Raw genomic sequence first — 13,402 nt, forward strand, 5'->3', positions numbered from 1 at the left:
CATGAAGATGCGCCGCCAGCTCATTGAGGCCCGGTACAAGGATCTCATCGACTCCCTGTACTCGGACGAGCCCGCGGTGTCGGCCCGGGCGGGGTAGGGGGCCTGAAACGCCAAGAGGGCCAAGGCGTGGGTCCGCTGACCCTCACCCCGGGGGGCTTGCCCCCCCTTTGAACGACGGGGGGCTCCTCTCCCAGAGGGAGAGGGTGTTCGCCCTCTCCTCGCTGGCTGGTGCTCGGACTACTTGCGGTCCTTCATCGCCACGTAGTCGCGGCGCTTGGAGCCCGTGTAGACCTGACGCGGACGCGCGATCTTCTGCTCCGGATCCTTCACCATCTCCTCCCACTGGGTCACCCAACCCACCGTGCGCGGAATGGCGAACAGCACCGGGAACATCTCCACCGGGAAGCCCATCGCCTCGTAGATGAGGCCCGAGTAGAAGTCCACGTTCGGGTACAGCTTGCGCTTCACGAAGTACTCGTCCTGCAGCGCGATCTTCTCCAGCTCCACGGCGATCTCGAGCAGCGGGTTCTTGCCCGTCACCTCGAAGACCTCGTCCGCCACGCGCTTGATGACCTTGGCGCGCGGATCGTAGGACTTGTACACGCGGTGACCGAAGCCCATCAGCTTCTTCTCACCCTCGCCCGTCTTCACCGCCTTGATGAAGTCCGGCACCTTCGACACGTGGCCGATCTCGCGCAGCATGCGCAGCACGGCCTCGTTGGCACCGCCGTGCAGCGGGCCGTAGAGCGCCCCGATGCCCGCCGCCACCGCCGAGTAGGGATCCACCTCGGAGGAGCCCACCGTGCGCACCGACGTGGTCGAGCAGTTCTGCTCGTGGTCGGCGTGCAGGATGAAGAGCACGTCCAGCGCCTTCTCCAGCGTGGGGTTCACCTTGTACGTCGTGGTGCCGATCTTCCGGATCATCGCCAGGAAGTTGCCCACGTAGGACAGATCGTTGTCCGGGTAGACGTAGGGCAGGCCCATGCTGTGGCGGTAGGAGAACGCCGCGATGGTGGGCATCTTCGCGATGAGCCGCGTCATCTGGATGCGGCGGCTGCGCTCGTCCTTGGTGTTCTTCGCGTCCGGGTAGAAGCCCGAGAGCGCCGCCACCGTGGAGGACAGCATGGACATGGGGTGCGCGTCGTAGCGGTACCCGTCCATGAACGTCTTGATGTTCTCGTGCACGTACGTGTGGTGCGTGACGAGGTAGTTGAACTCCTCGAGCTGCTTGGGCGTGGGCAGCTCGCCGTTGAGCAGGAGGTAGGCCACCTCGATGAACGAGGACTTCTCCGCGAGCTGCTCGATGGGGTAGCCCCGGTACTCGAGGATGCCCTTGTCACCGTCGATGAAGGTGATGGCGCTCTTGCAGTTGGCCGTGTTCAGGAACGCCGGGTCGTAACCCATCAGGCCAAAGTCTTCCTCGGAGACCTTGATCTGGCGCAGAGCGTTGGTGCGAATGCAGCCGTTCTCGATCGGGACCTCGTACGTCTTCCCGGTCCGATTGTCCGTGATCGTCAGCGTTTCCTTTGCCATGGGCGGGACTTTTCACAGGCGGCAGAGCGCTTTCAACAAAAAAGAACCGCACCCGGGGAGGCCGCGTTTCCCCCCGGGCATCGCCCGTTCAAGACGTGAGTCGAACTCCTGTGCGCTCCAACTGCCGCCAGAAGCCCGGGAAGCTCTTCTCCACGCATTCAGGTCCGGTGAGGGAGAGGGGCACACCGGATAGGACGGAGAGAGTAGCCGCGACCATGGCCAGGCGGTGATCTCCCTTGCTGTCCATGGAGAAGCGCGGCGGATGGGAGTTAGGAGGGTGGATTGTCAACGTCTCGCCCTCCAGGTGGGTGGTGCCTCCAAAAGCGGACACCAGGGTGCGGATTCCCTCCAGCCGGTCGCTCTCCTTGAGGCGCAGCACCCCCACGTCCGTGAGGGTGGAGGGGCGCGGCAGCACCAGGGCCAGCGCGGCCAGGGTGGGCAGCAGATCCGGGCACTCCGTCCCCGAGGCCACCAGCCCGTCCCGGGCCGTCCCCGTCATCCGCAGGGTGTTGGGGCCCTCGCCGGGAACCGCCTTCAGGCCCGCGCGCTCCACCAGCCGCACCAGCGCCTGATCCGGGTGCGCGCTGTCGAGGTCCGCCCGCTCCACGCTCCCGCCCGTCCGCCAGGAGATGAGCAGCAGGTAGCCCAGGGAGGACCAGTCACCCGGCATCGCCGGGGTGCGCTCGGGGGCCCGGTAGTCCGTCACCTCGAAGCGGCCCTCCCGCACCTGCACGGTGAAACCGAAGCGGCGCAGCCAGGAGACGGTGAGCTCCAGGTAGCCCGCGCTCGTCAGCGGGCCGATGATCTCCACCCGCCACGGGCGGCGCTCGCGCAGGTACAGGGCCGCACAGCCCAGCAGCAGGCTGGAGGCGTACTGGCTGCTCTGCGCTCCCGGGACGCGGAAGACGGGCTCTCCCGTCTTGCCGGGCGCCTGGATCTCCACCGGCCAGGGGGTGCCCTCCTTCAGCACCAGCCCCGAGGGGCCGAGCGCCTCGCGCAGGGACTCGAAGAGGGGGCCATGGGGCCGCTCTCCGAGCCGGGGCGTTCCCGTGACACGCACGTGTGTGCCCGGCGTCACCGCGGCCTGCGTGACGAAGATGCGGAAGGGGGCTCCGCCATCCGCGCAGTCCACGTCACGCACGGTGCCGGGCGGCTGGCGCAGGGTGTTGATGCCCCGGGTCAGCACGTGCACGTCCGCGGGCAGGTAGTGCTCGGGCTCCTCCTGGAGCACGGGCAGGGGCCAGGCGCCCGTGAGGTGCGCCAGCACCAGCGCCCGCTGCGCGTCCGACTTGGAGATGGGCGGCGTGAGGACCGCCGGGGTGAGCTGGCTCGGATCGACGTGCATCTGACTCATGGGCGAACTCCTCGGGTCCAGGCCGGCCACAGCGCGCGCCACACGTCCGCGGAGACGTCACGCACCTCGGCGCGGCCCACGTCGGTGAGCAGCACCATCCGCAACTCGCCCGCGCTGCCCGTCTTCTTGTCCGCGGCCAGCAGGGCCATCACGTCCTTGAGCGCCGCGCGCTCGAGCAGGGCCGCCGTCCGCTCCCGGCCGAGCACTCCCGGCCCCCGGTGCAGCGCGTCCTCCACCTGCGATGCCACGTCCTCGGGGGTGACGCCCATGGCGCGCCCCACGTCCATGGCGCACAACATGCCGAGACCCACCGCGTCCCCGTGAGACAGCTTGAACTGCGAGACGCTCTCCAGCACGTGCCCGAAGGTGTGGCCGAAGTTGAGCACCCGCCGCAGTCCCTGCTGCTCGTACGGATCCTGCGCGCAGACGGACTCCTTGAGGCGCCGCGCGTCCTTCACCATCCGCTCCAGCGCGGGCGGCCGGCGCTTGTAGGCGCGGAAGAGCTCCTCGTCGAGGCTGGCCACCATCTTCCAGGCCTCGAGCGAGCCCTCGCGCCGCTGCGTGTCCGAGAGGCTCTCGTAGAACTCGGGGCACAGCCACGCCTCGTCGGCGTAGTGGAAGACGCCCACCGGGTTCTTCACCACGCGGCCGCGCACGGTCATGTCCACCGCGCCCTTGCCGCCCAGGCTGCTGTCCACCGCCGCCAGCAGCGTGGTGGGCACCTGCACCAGCCGCACGCCCCGCTTCAGCAGGTGCGCGGCCACCGTGGACACATCGCCGATGGTGCCTCCGCCGATGGCGATCAGCGTGCCCGAGCGCGGCATCGACAGGCCCGCGGCCATCAACTGCTCCAGGGCCTCGAAGGTCTTCGCGCTCTCACCGCCAGCGAGCTGCACGATGGTGTGGGGCTTGCGGGCCTTGAGGGCGGGAATGAGGGTGGGGTGCAGGCGGGCCACCCGGCGATCCACGACGGCGAAGCTGCCCTCGGGAAGGGTGGCGCACAGACGCTTGAAGGAGCCCCACCGGTCGGTGGCGTGACGGTAGGCGCCAGGAGAGAGCTGGATCATGCGGAGTGGGGCCGGGCGTTGAGTTGAAGGACGAGGTCCGCCAGCACGAGCGAGACCATGGACTCCAGCACGGGCACGGCGCGCGGCATGATGCAGGGATCATGTCGCCCGCCCTTCGCGTGGTCCGCGAGCGTGGCCGGAGGCTTGAAGAAGACGCGCAGGGCGACGGGCTCGCCATTGGCCAGGCCACCCTGGATGCCGCCGTAGGTGTCCTTCTGGGAGTGGAAGACGCTGCCGGGCTGTTCGATCCGCGAGAGCAGATCCGGCGGGCCCCAGACGACGCCGGTGACGGCGCCCACGCTGCCCAGCGCGTGCGCGAACAGCGCCTTCATCTTGCCGAAGATGGGCTCGCCGAGGCCCACGGGCAGGCCGTCGACGCGGATGTCGATGCACCCACCGAGGCTGTCTCCGGCCTCCTTGGCGGCGAGGATGCGCCGGGACATCTCCTCGCGGGCCACCGGATCCGGGCAGCGGGTCGGGTGCTCGTCCACCATGGCGCGGGTGAGGCCGGGCGCGGGCACCGCGGACGCCAGGTTGCCCACCTGCGACACCCAGGCGACGGTGCGCACCCCGGGGAAGGACTGGGCCAGGTAGGCCTCGGCCACGGCGCCTCCGATGACGCGGCAGAGCGTTTCCCGGCCGCTGGTGCGCCCACCACCGCGGTGGTCCCGGTGCTTGAAGCGCTCGCGCCAGACGGCATCGGCGTGGCCGGGACGGTCCTCGGACTTGAGCTTGTCGTAGTCCCCGGAGCGCTGGTTCGTGTTGCGCACGATGGCCGCGATGGGCGTGCCGAGCGTCTTGCCCTCGAAGACGCCGGAGAGGATCTCCACCTGATCCGGCTCGGAGCGCGCGGTGACGAGCGCGGACTGGCCGGGGCGGCGGCGATCGAGCGCGGTCTGGATGAGCTCACGCTCGAGGGGAATGCCCGCCGGACAGCCATCGATGATGGAGCCGAGCGCGGGGCCGTGGCTCTCGCCGAAGGTGGTGAGGCGGAAGAGGGTGCCAATCGTATTCATGAAGCGGTCTCCCAGAGGGCGCGCTGCTGTCGGGCCTGGGCGATGAACCAGGCCGCGCCGAGGAGCAGCGGAGTCCCCCCGCGGCGGGTGATTTCCATGGCGATGCGGCGCGCCGGTGCTCCGTAGGCGATGACGGCGACGCGGGCGCCCTCGAAGCGCAGGGTGTCGGGTGGGGTGATGCGATCCGGCCAGGTCCAGATGCCAGCGCCGGAGAGGGGTCCTGAAATCTCCGCGCGGCGCAGGAAGCGGAGCTGAGAGCCCAGCTCGGCGCCCACGACGCGGATGGCGGCACTGGCGCCCCCGTCACCGAGGACGAATACATCCTTGGACCCGAGCCGCTCGAGGACGGAGCGAGCGCCCGCGGTGTCGGTGTTGAAGGACTCCCAGCGGTCGCGGCGGCGGACGAGGGTGTTGATGGCGTCGAGCGGCGAGCCGGTGTGCCGGGCGAGGCGGATCTTGAAGGGGCTGGTGACGGCGAAGCCGCGGTAGTGGGGGAGGAGGGCGTCGACGAGGGCCTCGACGGGAGCGTCCTCTGGGATGTCGATGCGATCGAAGGGCTGGCGGTGGATGCGAGGCGAGCGCGAGTGGACGATCGAGGTCCCCAGAATCCCCAATCGGCTCAATATCCCCTCGCCCTCCGGGAGAGGGACGGGGTGAGGGTGCCGAGCCTCCCGGACCGCATCCGCGAGCAACCGCTGTCCCGGAGCGGCCTTCCAATCACCGCCCACGGCGACGTAATCGAGCACATTGCGCCGGGCGAGCACGGCACGGACAGGAAGCGCCGTGGGCCCCATCGCGAGCACCGTGACCCGCCCCTCACCAAAACGGGCCTTCAACCGGGCCTGGGTCTCCAGCAGCACGGAGATCCGCTCGCGAGACTCCACGCCGAGCGGCTCGATGTGCTTCACCAGCGAACCACTCGGAAGCGCCACGTCCCACAGGCGCAGGGCCTCCTCGGTGGACAGGGGCCGCTCGGCATGATGCGAGGCCAGCAGCTTCCCGGCCGGAGCCGCGAGATCTCCAGCATGAACGACATCCCGATCCACCCACCGGGCGGCGGCCACCCACGCGGGAGGCAGGGGCGTGCCGCGCTCGGACACCAGCAGCTCCAGGATGCCCGCGAGTGCCGAGGCATCCACCGCCTCGGCGGGATGCAGATCCGTGCGCACCTCCAGCACATCGGCGCCCCGGCTCCGGGCCTCGGTGGCGAAGCGCAGGGCGTCGGGGCCGCGGAGGCTCGGGGGGAGGGTGACGACGCGGCGGGCCGGCGTCATGGCTGGCTCCCGGGGGACACGAAAGCGCGGAGGAAGTCGGCGAGGCTCACGGTGGGCACGGCCGCGTGGAGCACCTGGCGCTGGTGGTAGATGGAATGAAGCTCCTCCTCCAGGGACATACCGGGACGCAACCGGGGGCGCGTTTTGTCGGCGAGGAGCCGCTCGCGGTACGTCTCGAAGGAGATGGGCACGAGCAGGGTGTAGCAGGACTGGAGCGCTTCCGGGTGATGCGACAGGAAGCCACCGCCCAGGGCGACGACGGAGCCTCGCGGCAGCTCCAGGAACAGGCCGCGCTCCGCCTCGCGGAAGCCGTTGGTGTCCTGCGCCACCCAATCCCGGAGGCCGCGGCCCGAGCGGCGCTCGAGCTCGACATCCAGATCCAACCCCTGCTTGCCCAGCAGGGCGCTCACCAGGGGCAGCAGGCGCGTCTTGCCGGCGGAGCGATGCCCGGCGATGGCGACCGTCTGCCCGGGCGTGGGCAGGAGCTGGGGGCCGGGCCGGGCGAGCTCCTCCTTCAGCGCAGGCGCGAGCCGTGGATCCACGGCTCCGAGGATGCGCTGGACGAGTTGCTGTTTCTGCTCAGCGGACGGTCCCGACATAGACGTAGGATGTCCCGAACGTCATCGGATGGGCCACCCTTTCTTTGTAGGAGCCGGATTGATCCATCAGTGAGAGGAACTTCTCACCGGCCGGGAAGGCGGCGGAGGTCCGAGGCAGGTACTCGTAGGCCGCCCGGTTGCCGGTGAGCAGGCCGCCGATGGCGGGCATGATCACCCTGCTGTAGAGGCGGAACAGCCCCCCGAAGAGCCCCGTGGGCTGGCCGAACTCGAGCACCACCACGCGGCCGCCGGGGCGCACCACCCGGGCCATCTCCTTCAAGCACTTCACCGGATCATCCACGTTGCGGATGCCGAAGGCGATGGAGGCCACGTCGAAGGAGGCGTCCGCGAAGGGCAGCGCCATGGCATCGGCCACCTGGAACTCCACCTGGAGCCCCTCGCGAGCGGCCTTGGCCGGAGCGTTGTCCAGCATCTCCTTGCAGAAGTCGGTGCCCACCACCCGGCCCGAGGCGCCCACCTTGCGCTTGAAGGCCAGCGCCAGGTCTCCGGTGCCGGTGGCGCAGTCGAGCACGGAGCTGCCCTCCCGCGCGCCACTGAGCCGCACGGCCGCGCGGCGCCACAGCCGGTGGATACCAAAAGACAGGACCTCGTTCGTCACGTCGTACCGCGTGGCGATGGAGGAGAACATCCGCTGGACTTCGGCGCTCATCGAGCCCCCACGACATGGGCCGGGAACTCCGGCCTCCAAAGGTGACGATCCACGGCGGCCAGGACACCCGGCAGCCGCCGCATCAAATGTTGGAAGCGCTCCGGCGTGAGGGCCTGCTGCCCGTCACACAGGGCCTGCTCGGGCCGCGGATGCACTTCGATGATCAACCCGTCCGCCCCGGCCGCCGCCGCCGCCAGCGCCATGGGCTGAATCAGGTCCGGCTCGCCCGTGGCGTGCGACGGATCCACGATGACCGGCAGGTGCGTGCGCTGCTTCGCCAGCGCCACCGCCGCCAGGTCCAACGTGTTGCGCGTGGCCGTCTCGAAGGTGCGGATGCCGCGCTCACAGAGGATGACCTGCTCGTTGCCCCCGTCGAGCACGTACTCGGCCGCCAGCAGCCACTCCTGGAACGTGGCCGCCAGGCCCCGCTTGAGCAGCACCGGCTTGCGCGTCTTCCCCAGCGCCCGCAGCAGCGGGAAGTTCTGCATGTTGCGCGCGCCCACCTGGAGAACGTCCACGGAGTCCTCCATCAGTGGAATCTGCGTGGACTCCATCACCTCGCTGACGATGGGCAGGCCCACCTTGCGCGCCGCCTCTGCCAGCACGCGCAGGCCCGGCTCTCCCATGCCCTGGAAGGAGTAGGGGCTGGTGCGAGGCTTGAATACCCCACCGCGAAGGATGTGGGCACCGGCGGCGGCCACGGCGGAGGCGGTGTGCTCCGTCTGCTCCATGCCCTCCACGGCGCAGGGGCCCGCCATCACCACGAAACCAGGGCCTCCCAGCTCCACCTGTCCTACACGGACACGCGTGCCCTGGGGCTTCCAGGCCCGGGCTACCCGGGGCGTACCTTCTCGGGGCGGACTTCCGCCCTCCTCACCTGGCTTGCCGCTCACGGCCGCCTCCCATTCCCTGTGGAGTTCACGTTGTTTTGAACCCCGTGATGCTTGTATAGCCAAACCGCCGTACAGAACAACAAGAGGTTGCTGCCTCGGCTGGTGGCGCGACCTCGATGAGGACCGGAGATGACGACGCTCGGACGCGGTGACGGAGGCCACTGGGTGGCGGGGACGATGTCCCTGGCCGCGGTGGATCCGCTCGCGGGGGCGGAGGTGCTGGGGGAGCCGTCCGTCTATTGGGAGCGCCCGCTCGCGGGCGAGGCGATGGCGGGGTGGGGCGAGGCGGCCTCGGTGGAGGCCAGCAGTGGGGCGCGGGCCCAGGCGGTGCTCCGGGAGCTGTCGGCACTGGACTCGGTGCGGTGGCTGGGCGAGGCGCCCGCGGCGCTGCCGGGACCCTGGTTCGGGGGCATGCGCTTCTCGACGGCGGGCGGGGACTCGGGGTGGGGGGCGTTCGGCTTCGGGCGGTGGACGCTGCCCGAGGTGGTGGTGTGGCGCGAGGGCCCGGGCCTGATGGTGGCGGCCTTCGCTCCCGAGGGCCCCGGGGCCGAGGACGTGGTGCGCTCGCTGTTGGGACGGGTGGGGGCGAACTTCCCCGCGGGACACCGTCAGGCCCGGAATGGCTCGCAGGCGCTGCGGCTGGCCTCGTCGCGGCCGGACTTCGAGGGACGGGTGGAGCGGGCGGTGGAGACGATCAACGCCGGGGGCCTCCAGAAGGTGGTGCTGGCCCGGGCGGTGGAGGTGGAGGGCGAGTCCTCCTTTGATCGCGTGGAGGTGCTGGCCCGGTTGCGCGAGCAGAACCCGCGCTGTGCCACCTTCCTCTTCCGGGCGCCGGACGGAGCGGCCTTCCTGGGCGCCACGCCGGAGACGCTGTGCCGGGTGGAGGGGCGTCATCTGGAGACGGAGGCGCTGGCCGGCTCGGCGGCGCCCGCGCAGGCCGGGGCGCTGGGGGGAAGCGACAAGGACCTTCGCGAGCACGAGGCGGTGGTGCGCTACATCCTCCGGGCGCTCAAGCCGCTGACGGAGCAGCTGGAGGCGGACGCGGAGCCGGCGCTGCTCACCTTGAAGAACGTGGCGCACCTGCGCACGGGCATCCGCGCCGAGCTGCGCGAGGGCGTGGGGGTGGCCGAGCTGGTGGCGGCGCTGCATCCCACACCGGCGGTGGGAGGAACGCCCCGGGAGCGCGCACTGGAGTTCCTGGTGGAGCACGAGGCGTTGGATCGCGGCTGGTACGCGGGGCCGGTCGGATGGGTAGGACCCGGGCGGGCGCACCAGATGGTGGCGCTGCGTTCGGCGCGCATCAAGGGATCCCAGGCTCGACTCTTCGTGGGTGCTGGTATCGTGGCGGGCTCAAGCGCCGAGGCGGAGTGGCGCGAGACGGAGATGAAGAGCCTGGCCATGCTGCGCGCGCTCGGAGGAGGACATGTCTGACGCCAACCTGAATCAACTGTGGGCGCGGGCATTGGTGGAGGAGTTGGTTCGGGGAGGCGTGAGGCACGCGGTGGTGTGCCCGGGTTCACGCTCCTCGCCCCTGGCGCTGGCCTGTGCCCGGGCGGACGGGCTGCGCGCCTGGTCCGTCATCGACGAGCGCAGCGCCGGTTTCTTCGCGCTGGGGCTGGCCAAGCAGTCGCGGGCGCCGGTGGTGCTGGTGGCCACGAGTGGAACGGCGGGCGCGCACTTCTACCCGGCGGTCATCGAGGCGGCCATGTCGCAGGTGCCGCTGGTGGTGCTGACGGCGGACCGGCCCCTGGAGCTGCAGGGGTGGGGCGCGCCGCAGACGGTGCCGCAGGCGCGTTTCTTCGGGGACTTCGCGAGGCTGTACGCGGACGTGGGCCTGCCGGAGGCGGACGATGCGGCGCTGGTGCACCTGCGCGCCACCGTGGCCCGGGCCGTCTCCGTGGCCTCGCGGGCGCCCCGGGGCACGGTGCAGCTCAACGTGCCGTTCCGCGAGCCGCTCGCGCCCACGCCGGGCACCTTCGATGCCAAGCACCTCTCCTCGCTGGCGCGGGAGGGCAGGCCGGGAGCGCCGCTGACGCGCATCGTCCCGCCGGCGCGCCAGCCGGATGCGCAGGTCCTGGAGGAGATTCGCGCGCGGGTGGCGGCCACCGAGCGGGGCGTCATCGTCTGCGGACCCCGGGACGAGAACGATGGTTTCGCGGAGGCGATCGCCTCGCTGGCCGAGGCCACCGGCTACCCGGTGTTGGCCGAGGCCACCTCCCAGGCGCGCTACGGCGGTGGCCCGGCCACGGTGTCGCTCTACGACGCGATGCTGCGGCACGAGCCCTTCGCCCGGGCGCACCGGCCGGAGCTGGTGCTGCGCTTCGGCGGAGGCCTGACGCCCAAGGGGCCGCAGGCGTGGATCGACGGCTCGGGCGCGGAGATCGTGGTCTTCAGCGACGAGGGAGGGCTCTACGATCCGGCGCACCGTGCGTCGCGGGTGGTGGAGGGCTCGGCGGTGGCGGCGTGCGAGGCGCTGAGCCAGGGGCTCTCGAGGGGCCTGGGCCCCTGGGCGCGGAGCTTCCTGTGGGCCGAGCAGTGGACGCGGGCGGCGCTGGAGTCGGCGTTCTCGGAGGATTCCTCGCTGACGGAGATGCGCATCGCGCACGACGTGGTGGCGGCGATGCCGGACGGGGCGAACCTCTTCGTGTCCAGCAGCATGCCCATTCGTGACGTGGACGCCTTCGCGCCGTCCATGGGCCGGGGGCTGCGGGTGCTCGCCAACCGGGGCGCCAACGGCATCGACGGCATCGTCTCGAGCGCGCTGGGCGTGGCGGCGGCATCGGGGCGGCCCACGGTGCTGCTGACGGGAGATCTGGCCTTCCTGCACGACGTGGGCGGGCTGCTGACGGCGCGCCGCGGCGGGGTGCCACTGACGGTGGTGGTGGTGAACAATGACGGAGGAGGCATCTTCTCCTTCCTTCCCATCGCCCAGGCCGAGGGTGTGAAGTCGCACTACGAGCCGTTGTGGGGCACGCCGCACGGGGTGGACCTGTCGCACGCGGCGGGGCTCTACCAGGCCCGCTTCCGGCGTCCGGACTCGCCCGCGTCGTTGCGGTCGGCCGTGGCCGAAGGGCTCAAGGGTGGGGTCCACCTCATTGAAGTGAAGGTGGCGGAGCGGGCGAGGAACGTGGATCTGCACCGGCAGCTGTTCGCGAGGATGGCGGCCGCACTGGGAGAAGGCCCATGGCTCTGAAGATGGCGTACGAGACGTGGGGAGAGGGTCCGTACCCGCTCCTCCTCCTGCATGGCTTCACGGGGAACCGGTCGGCGTTCGATCACCTGAGGCCGTTGATGAGCGGCAAGGTGCGCGCCATCGCGGTGGATCTGCCGGGGCATGGGGAGACGCCGCTGCCCACGAGGACGGGACGCGACGGCTTCCTGGAGACGATCGACGCGGTGTTCCGGGTGCTGGACGAGGTGGGGGAGCCGAAAGCGAACCTGCTCGGGTACTCGCAGGGCGCGCGTTTCGCGTTGGCGGCGGCGCTGAGCCGGCCCGAGCGCTTCGGGCGGCTCATCATGGAGAGTGGCTCGCCGGGGCTGCACCGGCGCCAGCATCGGACGGAGCGGCGCGTGAGTGACGCGCAGCTGGCGGCCATGCTGCGGCAGAAGGGCGTGCCGGCCTTCATGGAGTACTGGGAGTCGCTGCCGTTGTTCGCGGGGGTGCGCAAGCTGCCGGCGGAGCAGCAGGCGGAGCTCCGGGCGCGGCGCCACCAGTGCACGGTGGAGGGGCTGGTGGGGGCGCTGGAGTGCCTGGGCCTGGCGGTGCAGCCGGACTACTGGCCGGAGCTGCAGCGCCAGCGGCTGCCCACGCTGCTGCTGACGGGGGCGCAGGACGAGAAGTTCACGCAGATCGCCCGGAGGATGGCGGTGGATCTGCCGGTGGTGTGGCGGCGCACGTTCGAGGACTGCACGCACGCCCCGCATCTGGAAGTGCCGGAGGAGTACGCGCGCGAGGTGCTCTCCTTCCTGCAGACGCCCTGGTACGAGTCCCCCGAGTTCGAGAACGCCGTGCCCGAGATCCCCGTGCCCGACAAGAGCGCGGCGGGGGGCAACGGCTAGTTGCCGAGAGCCATTGATTCCATGAACGCGATTGCACCCGCGGTGGAGGCGCCCCGCCCCACCCTGAAGACGTGGTTGATGGCCGCGAGGCCGAAGACGCTGACGGCGGCGTTGGTGCCGGTGATGGTGGGAACGGCGCTGGCGTACGGGCTGGGCGTGGGCCGGTGGCTGCCGGCCCTGGCGGCGCTGGTGGGGGCGATGCTGATCCAGATCGGCACGAACCTGACGAACGACTACTACGACTTCAAGAAGGGCGCGGACACGGAGGAGCGGCTGGGGCCGCAGCGGGTGACGCAGAGCGGGCTGATTGCCCCGGGCGTGGTGCTGGCGAGCGCGCTGACGTGCTTCGGGCTGGCGGTGGCGACGGGGGTGTACCTGGTGGTGGAGGGGGGCTGGCCGATCGTGGCGATCGGGCTGGCGTCGGTGACGGCGGGGTACGCGTACACGGGAGGCCCGTTCCCACTGGCGTACCATGGGCTGGGAGACGTGTTCGTCTTCCTCTTCTTCGGGCTGGTGGCGGTGCCGGGGACGTTCTACGTGCAGGCGCTGACGGTGAGCCCGGCGGCGTGGTGGGCGGCGATTCCGGTGGGGGCGATTGGAACGGCGCTGCTGGTGGTGAACAACCTGCGCGACGCGACGACGGACGTGAAGGCGGGGAAGCGGACGTTGGTGGTGCGCTTCGGCACGACGGCGGGCAAGGCGGAGTACGTGGTGCTGCTGGTGGCGGCGTTCGCGACGCCGCTGGCGATGTGGGGCCTGGGGCTGGCGAGCCCGTGGGTGCTGTTGGCGCTGCTGAGCGCACCGGTGGCGGTGCCGCCGCTGAAGTTGGTGCTGGGAGCGCAGGGAGCGGCGTTGAACCCGGCGCTGGGCGGGACGGCGCGGCTGCAGCTGGTGTTCGGCCTGTTGTTCTCGGTGGGGCTGTACCTGAGGTAGGGCG

Annotated in this window: 12 protein-coding genes; 4 read left to right on the forward strand and 8 right to left on the reverse strand. The window is 70.8% G+C overall.

Annotated elements, in window-relative coordinates; genetic code table 11:
• Positions 1–237 precede the first annotated feature (237 nt).
• From AC16DP_RS49230 to aroF, 8 genes are all read right to left on the reverse strand, one after another.
• Positions 238–1,533, reverse strand: a complete 1,296-nt coding sequence (locus AC16DP_RS49230; protein WP_329729862.1) for a citrate synthase — start codon at positions 1,531–1,533, stop codon at positions 238–240.
• An 88-nt stretch (positions 1,534–1,621) separates the two neighbouring features.
• Positions 1,622–2,887 carry a 3-phosphoshikimate 1-carboxyvinyltransferase gene (locus tag AC16DP_RS49235; protein ID WP_329729863.1) on the reverse strand — a complete coding sequence of 422 codons (1,266 nt, stop codon included), beginning with the start codon at positions 2,885–2,887 and terminating at the stop codon, positions 1,622–1,624.
• Positions 2,884–3,954 (reverse strand): 3-dehydroquinate synthase, encoded by a 1,071-nt coding sequence (locus AC16DP_RS49240; RefSeq protein ID WP_329729864.1) that lies wholly within the window; start codon positions 3,952–3,954, stop codon positions 2,884–2,886. The genes AC16DP_RS49235 and AC16DP_RS49240 overlap by 4 nt, the downstream gene beginning before the upstream one ends.
• Positions 3,951–4,970: a chorismate synthase gene (gene aroC, locus AC16DP_RS49245; RefSeq protein ID WP_329729865.1), complete on the reverse strand. Its 1,020-nt coding sequence runs from the start codon at positions 4,968–4,970 to the stop codon at positions 3,951–3,953. The genes AC16DP_RS49240 and aroC overlap by 4 nt, the downstream gene beginning before the upstream one ends.
• Entirely contained in the window at positions 4,967–6,244 is a 1,278-nt protein-coding gene (locus AC16DP_RS49250; RefSeq protein WP_329729866.1) for a shikimate dehydrogenase, read from the reverse strand. Before AC16DP_RS49250 ends, aroC begins: the two co-directional genes overlap by 4 nt.
• Positions 6,241–6,843, reverse strand: coding sequence for a shikimate kinase (locus AC16DP_RS49255; RefSeq protein ID WP_329729867.1), 603 nt, complete (start codon positions 6,841–6,843; stop codon positions 6,241–6,243). Before AC16DP_RS49255 ends, AC16DP_RS49250 begins: the two co-directional genes overlap by 4 nt.
• Positions 6,824–7,513, reverse strand: coding sequence for a bifunctional demethylmenaquinone methyltransferase/2-methoxy-6-polyprenyl-1,4-benzoquinol methylase UbiE (ubiE, locus tag AC16DP_RS49260; protein ID WP_329729868.1), 690 nt, complete (start codon positions 7,511–7,513; stop codon positions 6,824–6,826). The genes AC16DP_RS49255 and ubiE overlap by 20 nt, the downstream gene beginning before the upstream one ends.
• A complete protein-coding gene (gene aroF / locus AC16DP_RS49265; RefSeq protein ID WP_329729869.1) occupies positions 7,510–8,406 on the reverse strand; it encodes a 3-deoxy-7-phosphoheptulonate synthase in 897 nt (298 codons plus the stop codon). Before aroF ends, ubiE begins: the two co-directional genes overlap by 4 nt.
• A gap of 129 nt (positions 8,407–8,535) precedes the next feature.
• Between aroF and AC16DP_RS49270 the strand changes: the two genes are divergently transcribed.
• From AC16DP_RS49270 to AC16DP_RS49285, 4 genes are read left to right on the forward strand one after another with little or no spacing between them, the layout of a single operon-like run.
• Positions 8,536–9,837 carry an isochorismate synthase gene (locus AC16DP_RS49270; RefSeq protein WP_329729870.1) on the forward strand — a complete coding sequence of 434 codons (1,302 nt, stop codon included), beginning with the start codon at positions 8,536–8,538 and terminating at the stop codon, positions 9,835–9,837.
• On the forward strand, positions 9,830–11,599 hold the full coding sequence (gene menD / locus AC16DP_RS49275) for a 2-succinyl-5-enolpyruvyl-6-hydroxy-3-cyclohexene-1-carboxylic-acid synthase (protein WP_329729871.1): 1,770 nt from the start codon (positions 9,830–9,832) through the stop codon (positions 11,597–11,599). The genes AC16DP_RS49270 and menD overlap by 8 nt, the downstream gene beginning before the upstream one ends.
• Positions 11,590–12,465 (forward strand): 2-succinyl-6-hydroxy-2,4-cyclohexadiene-1-carboxylate synthase, encoded by an 876-nt coding sequence (gene menH / locus AC16DP_RS49280; RefSeq protein ID WP_329729872.1) that lies wholly within the window; start codon positions 11,590–11,592, stop codon positions 12,463–12,465. Before menD ends, menH begins: the two co-directional genes overlap by 10 nt.
• 21 nt (positions 12,466–12,486) lie before the next feature.
• A complete protein-coding gene (locus AC16DP_RS49285; RefSeq protein WP_329729873.1) occupies positions 12,487–13,398 on the forward strand; it encodes a 1,4-dihydroxy-2-naphthoate polyprenyltransferase in 912 nt (303 codons plus the stop codon).
• Positions 13,399–13,402: the final 4 nt, after the last annotated feature.

This window comes from Archangium sp. (assembly GCF_057119385.1).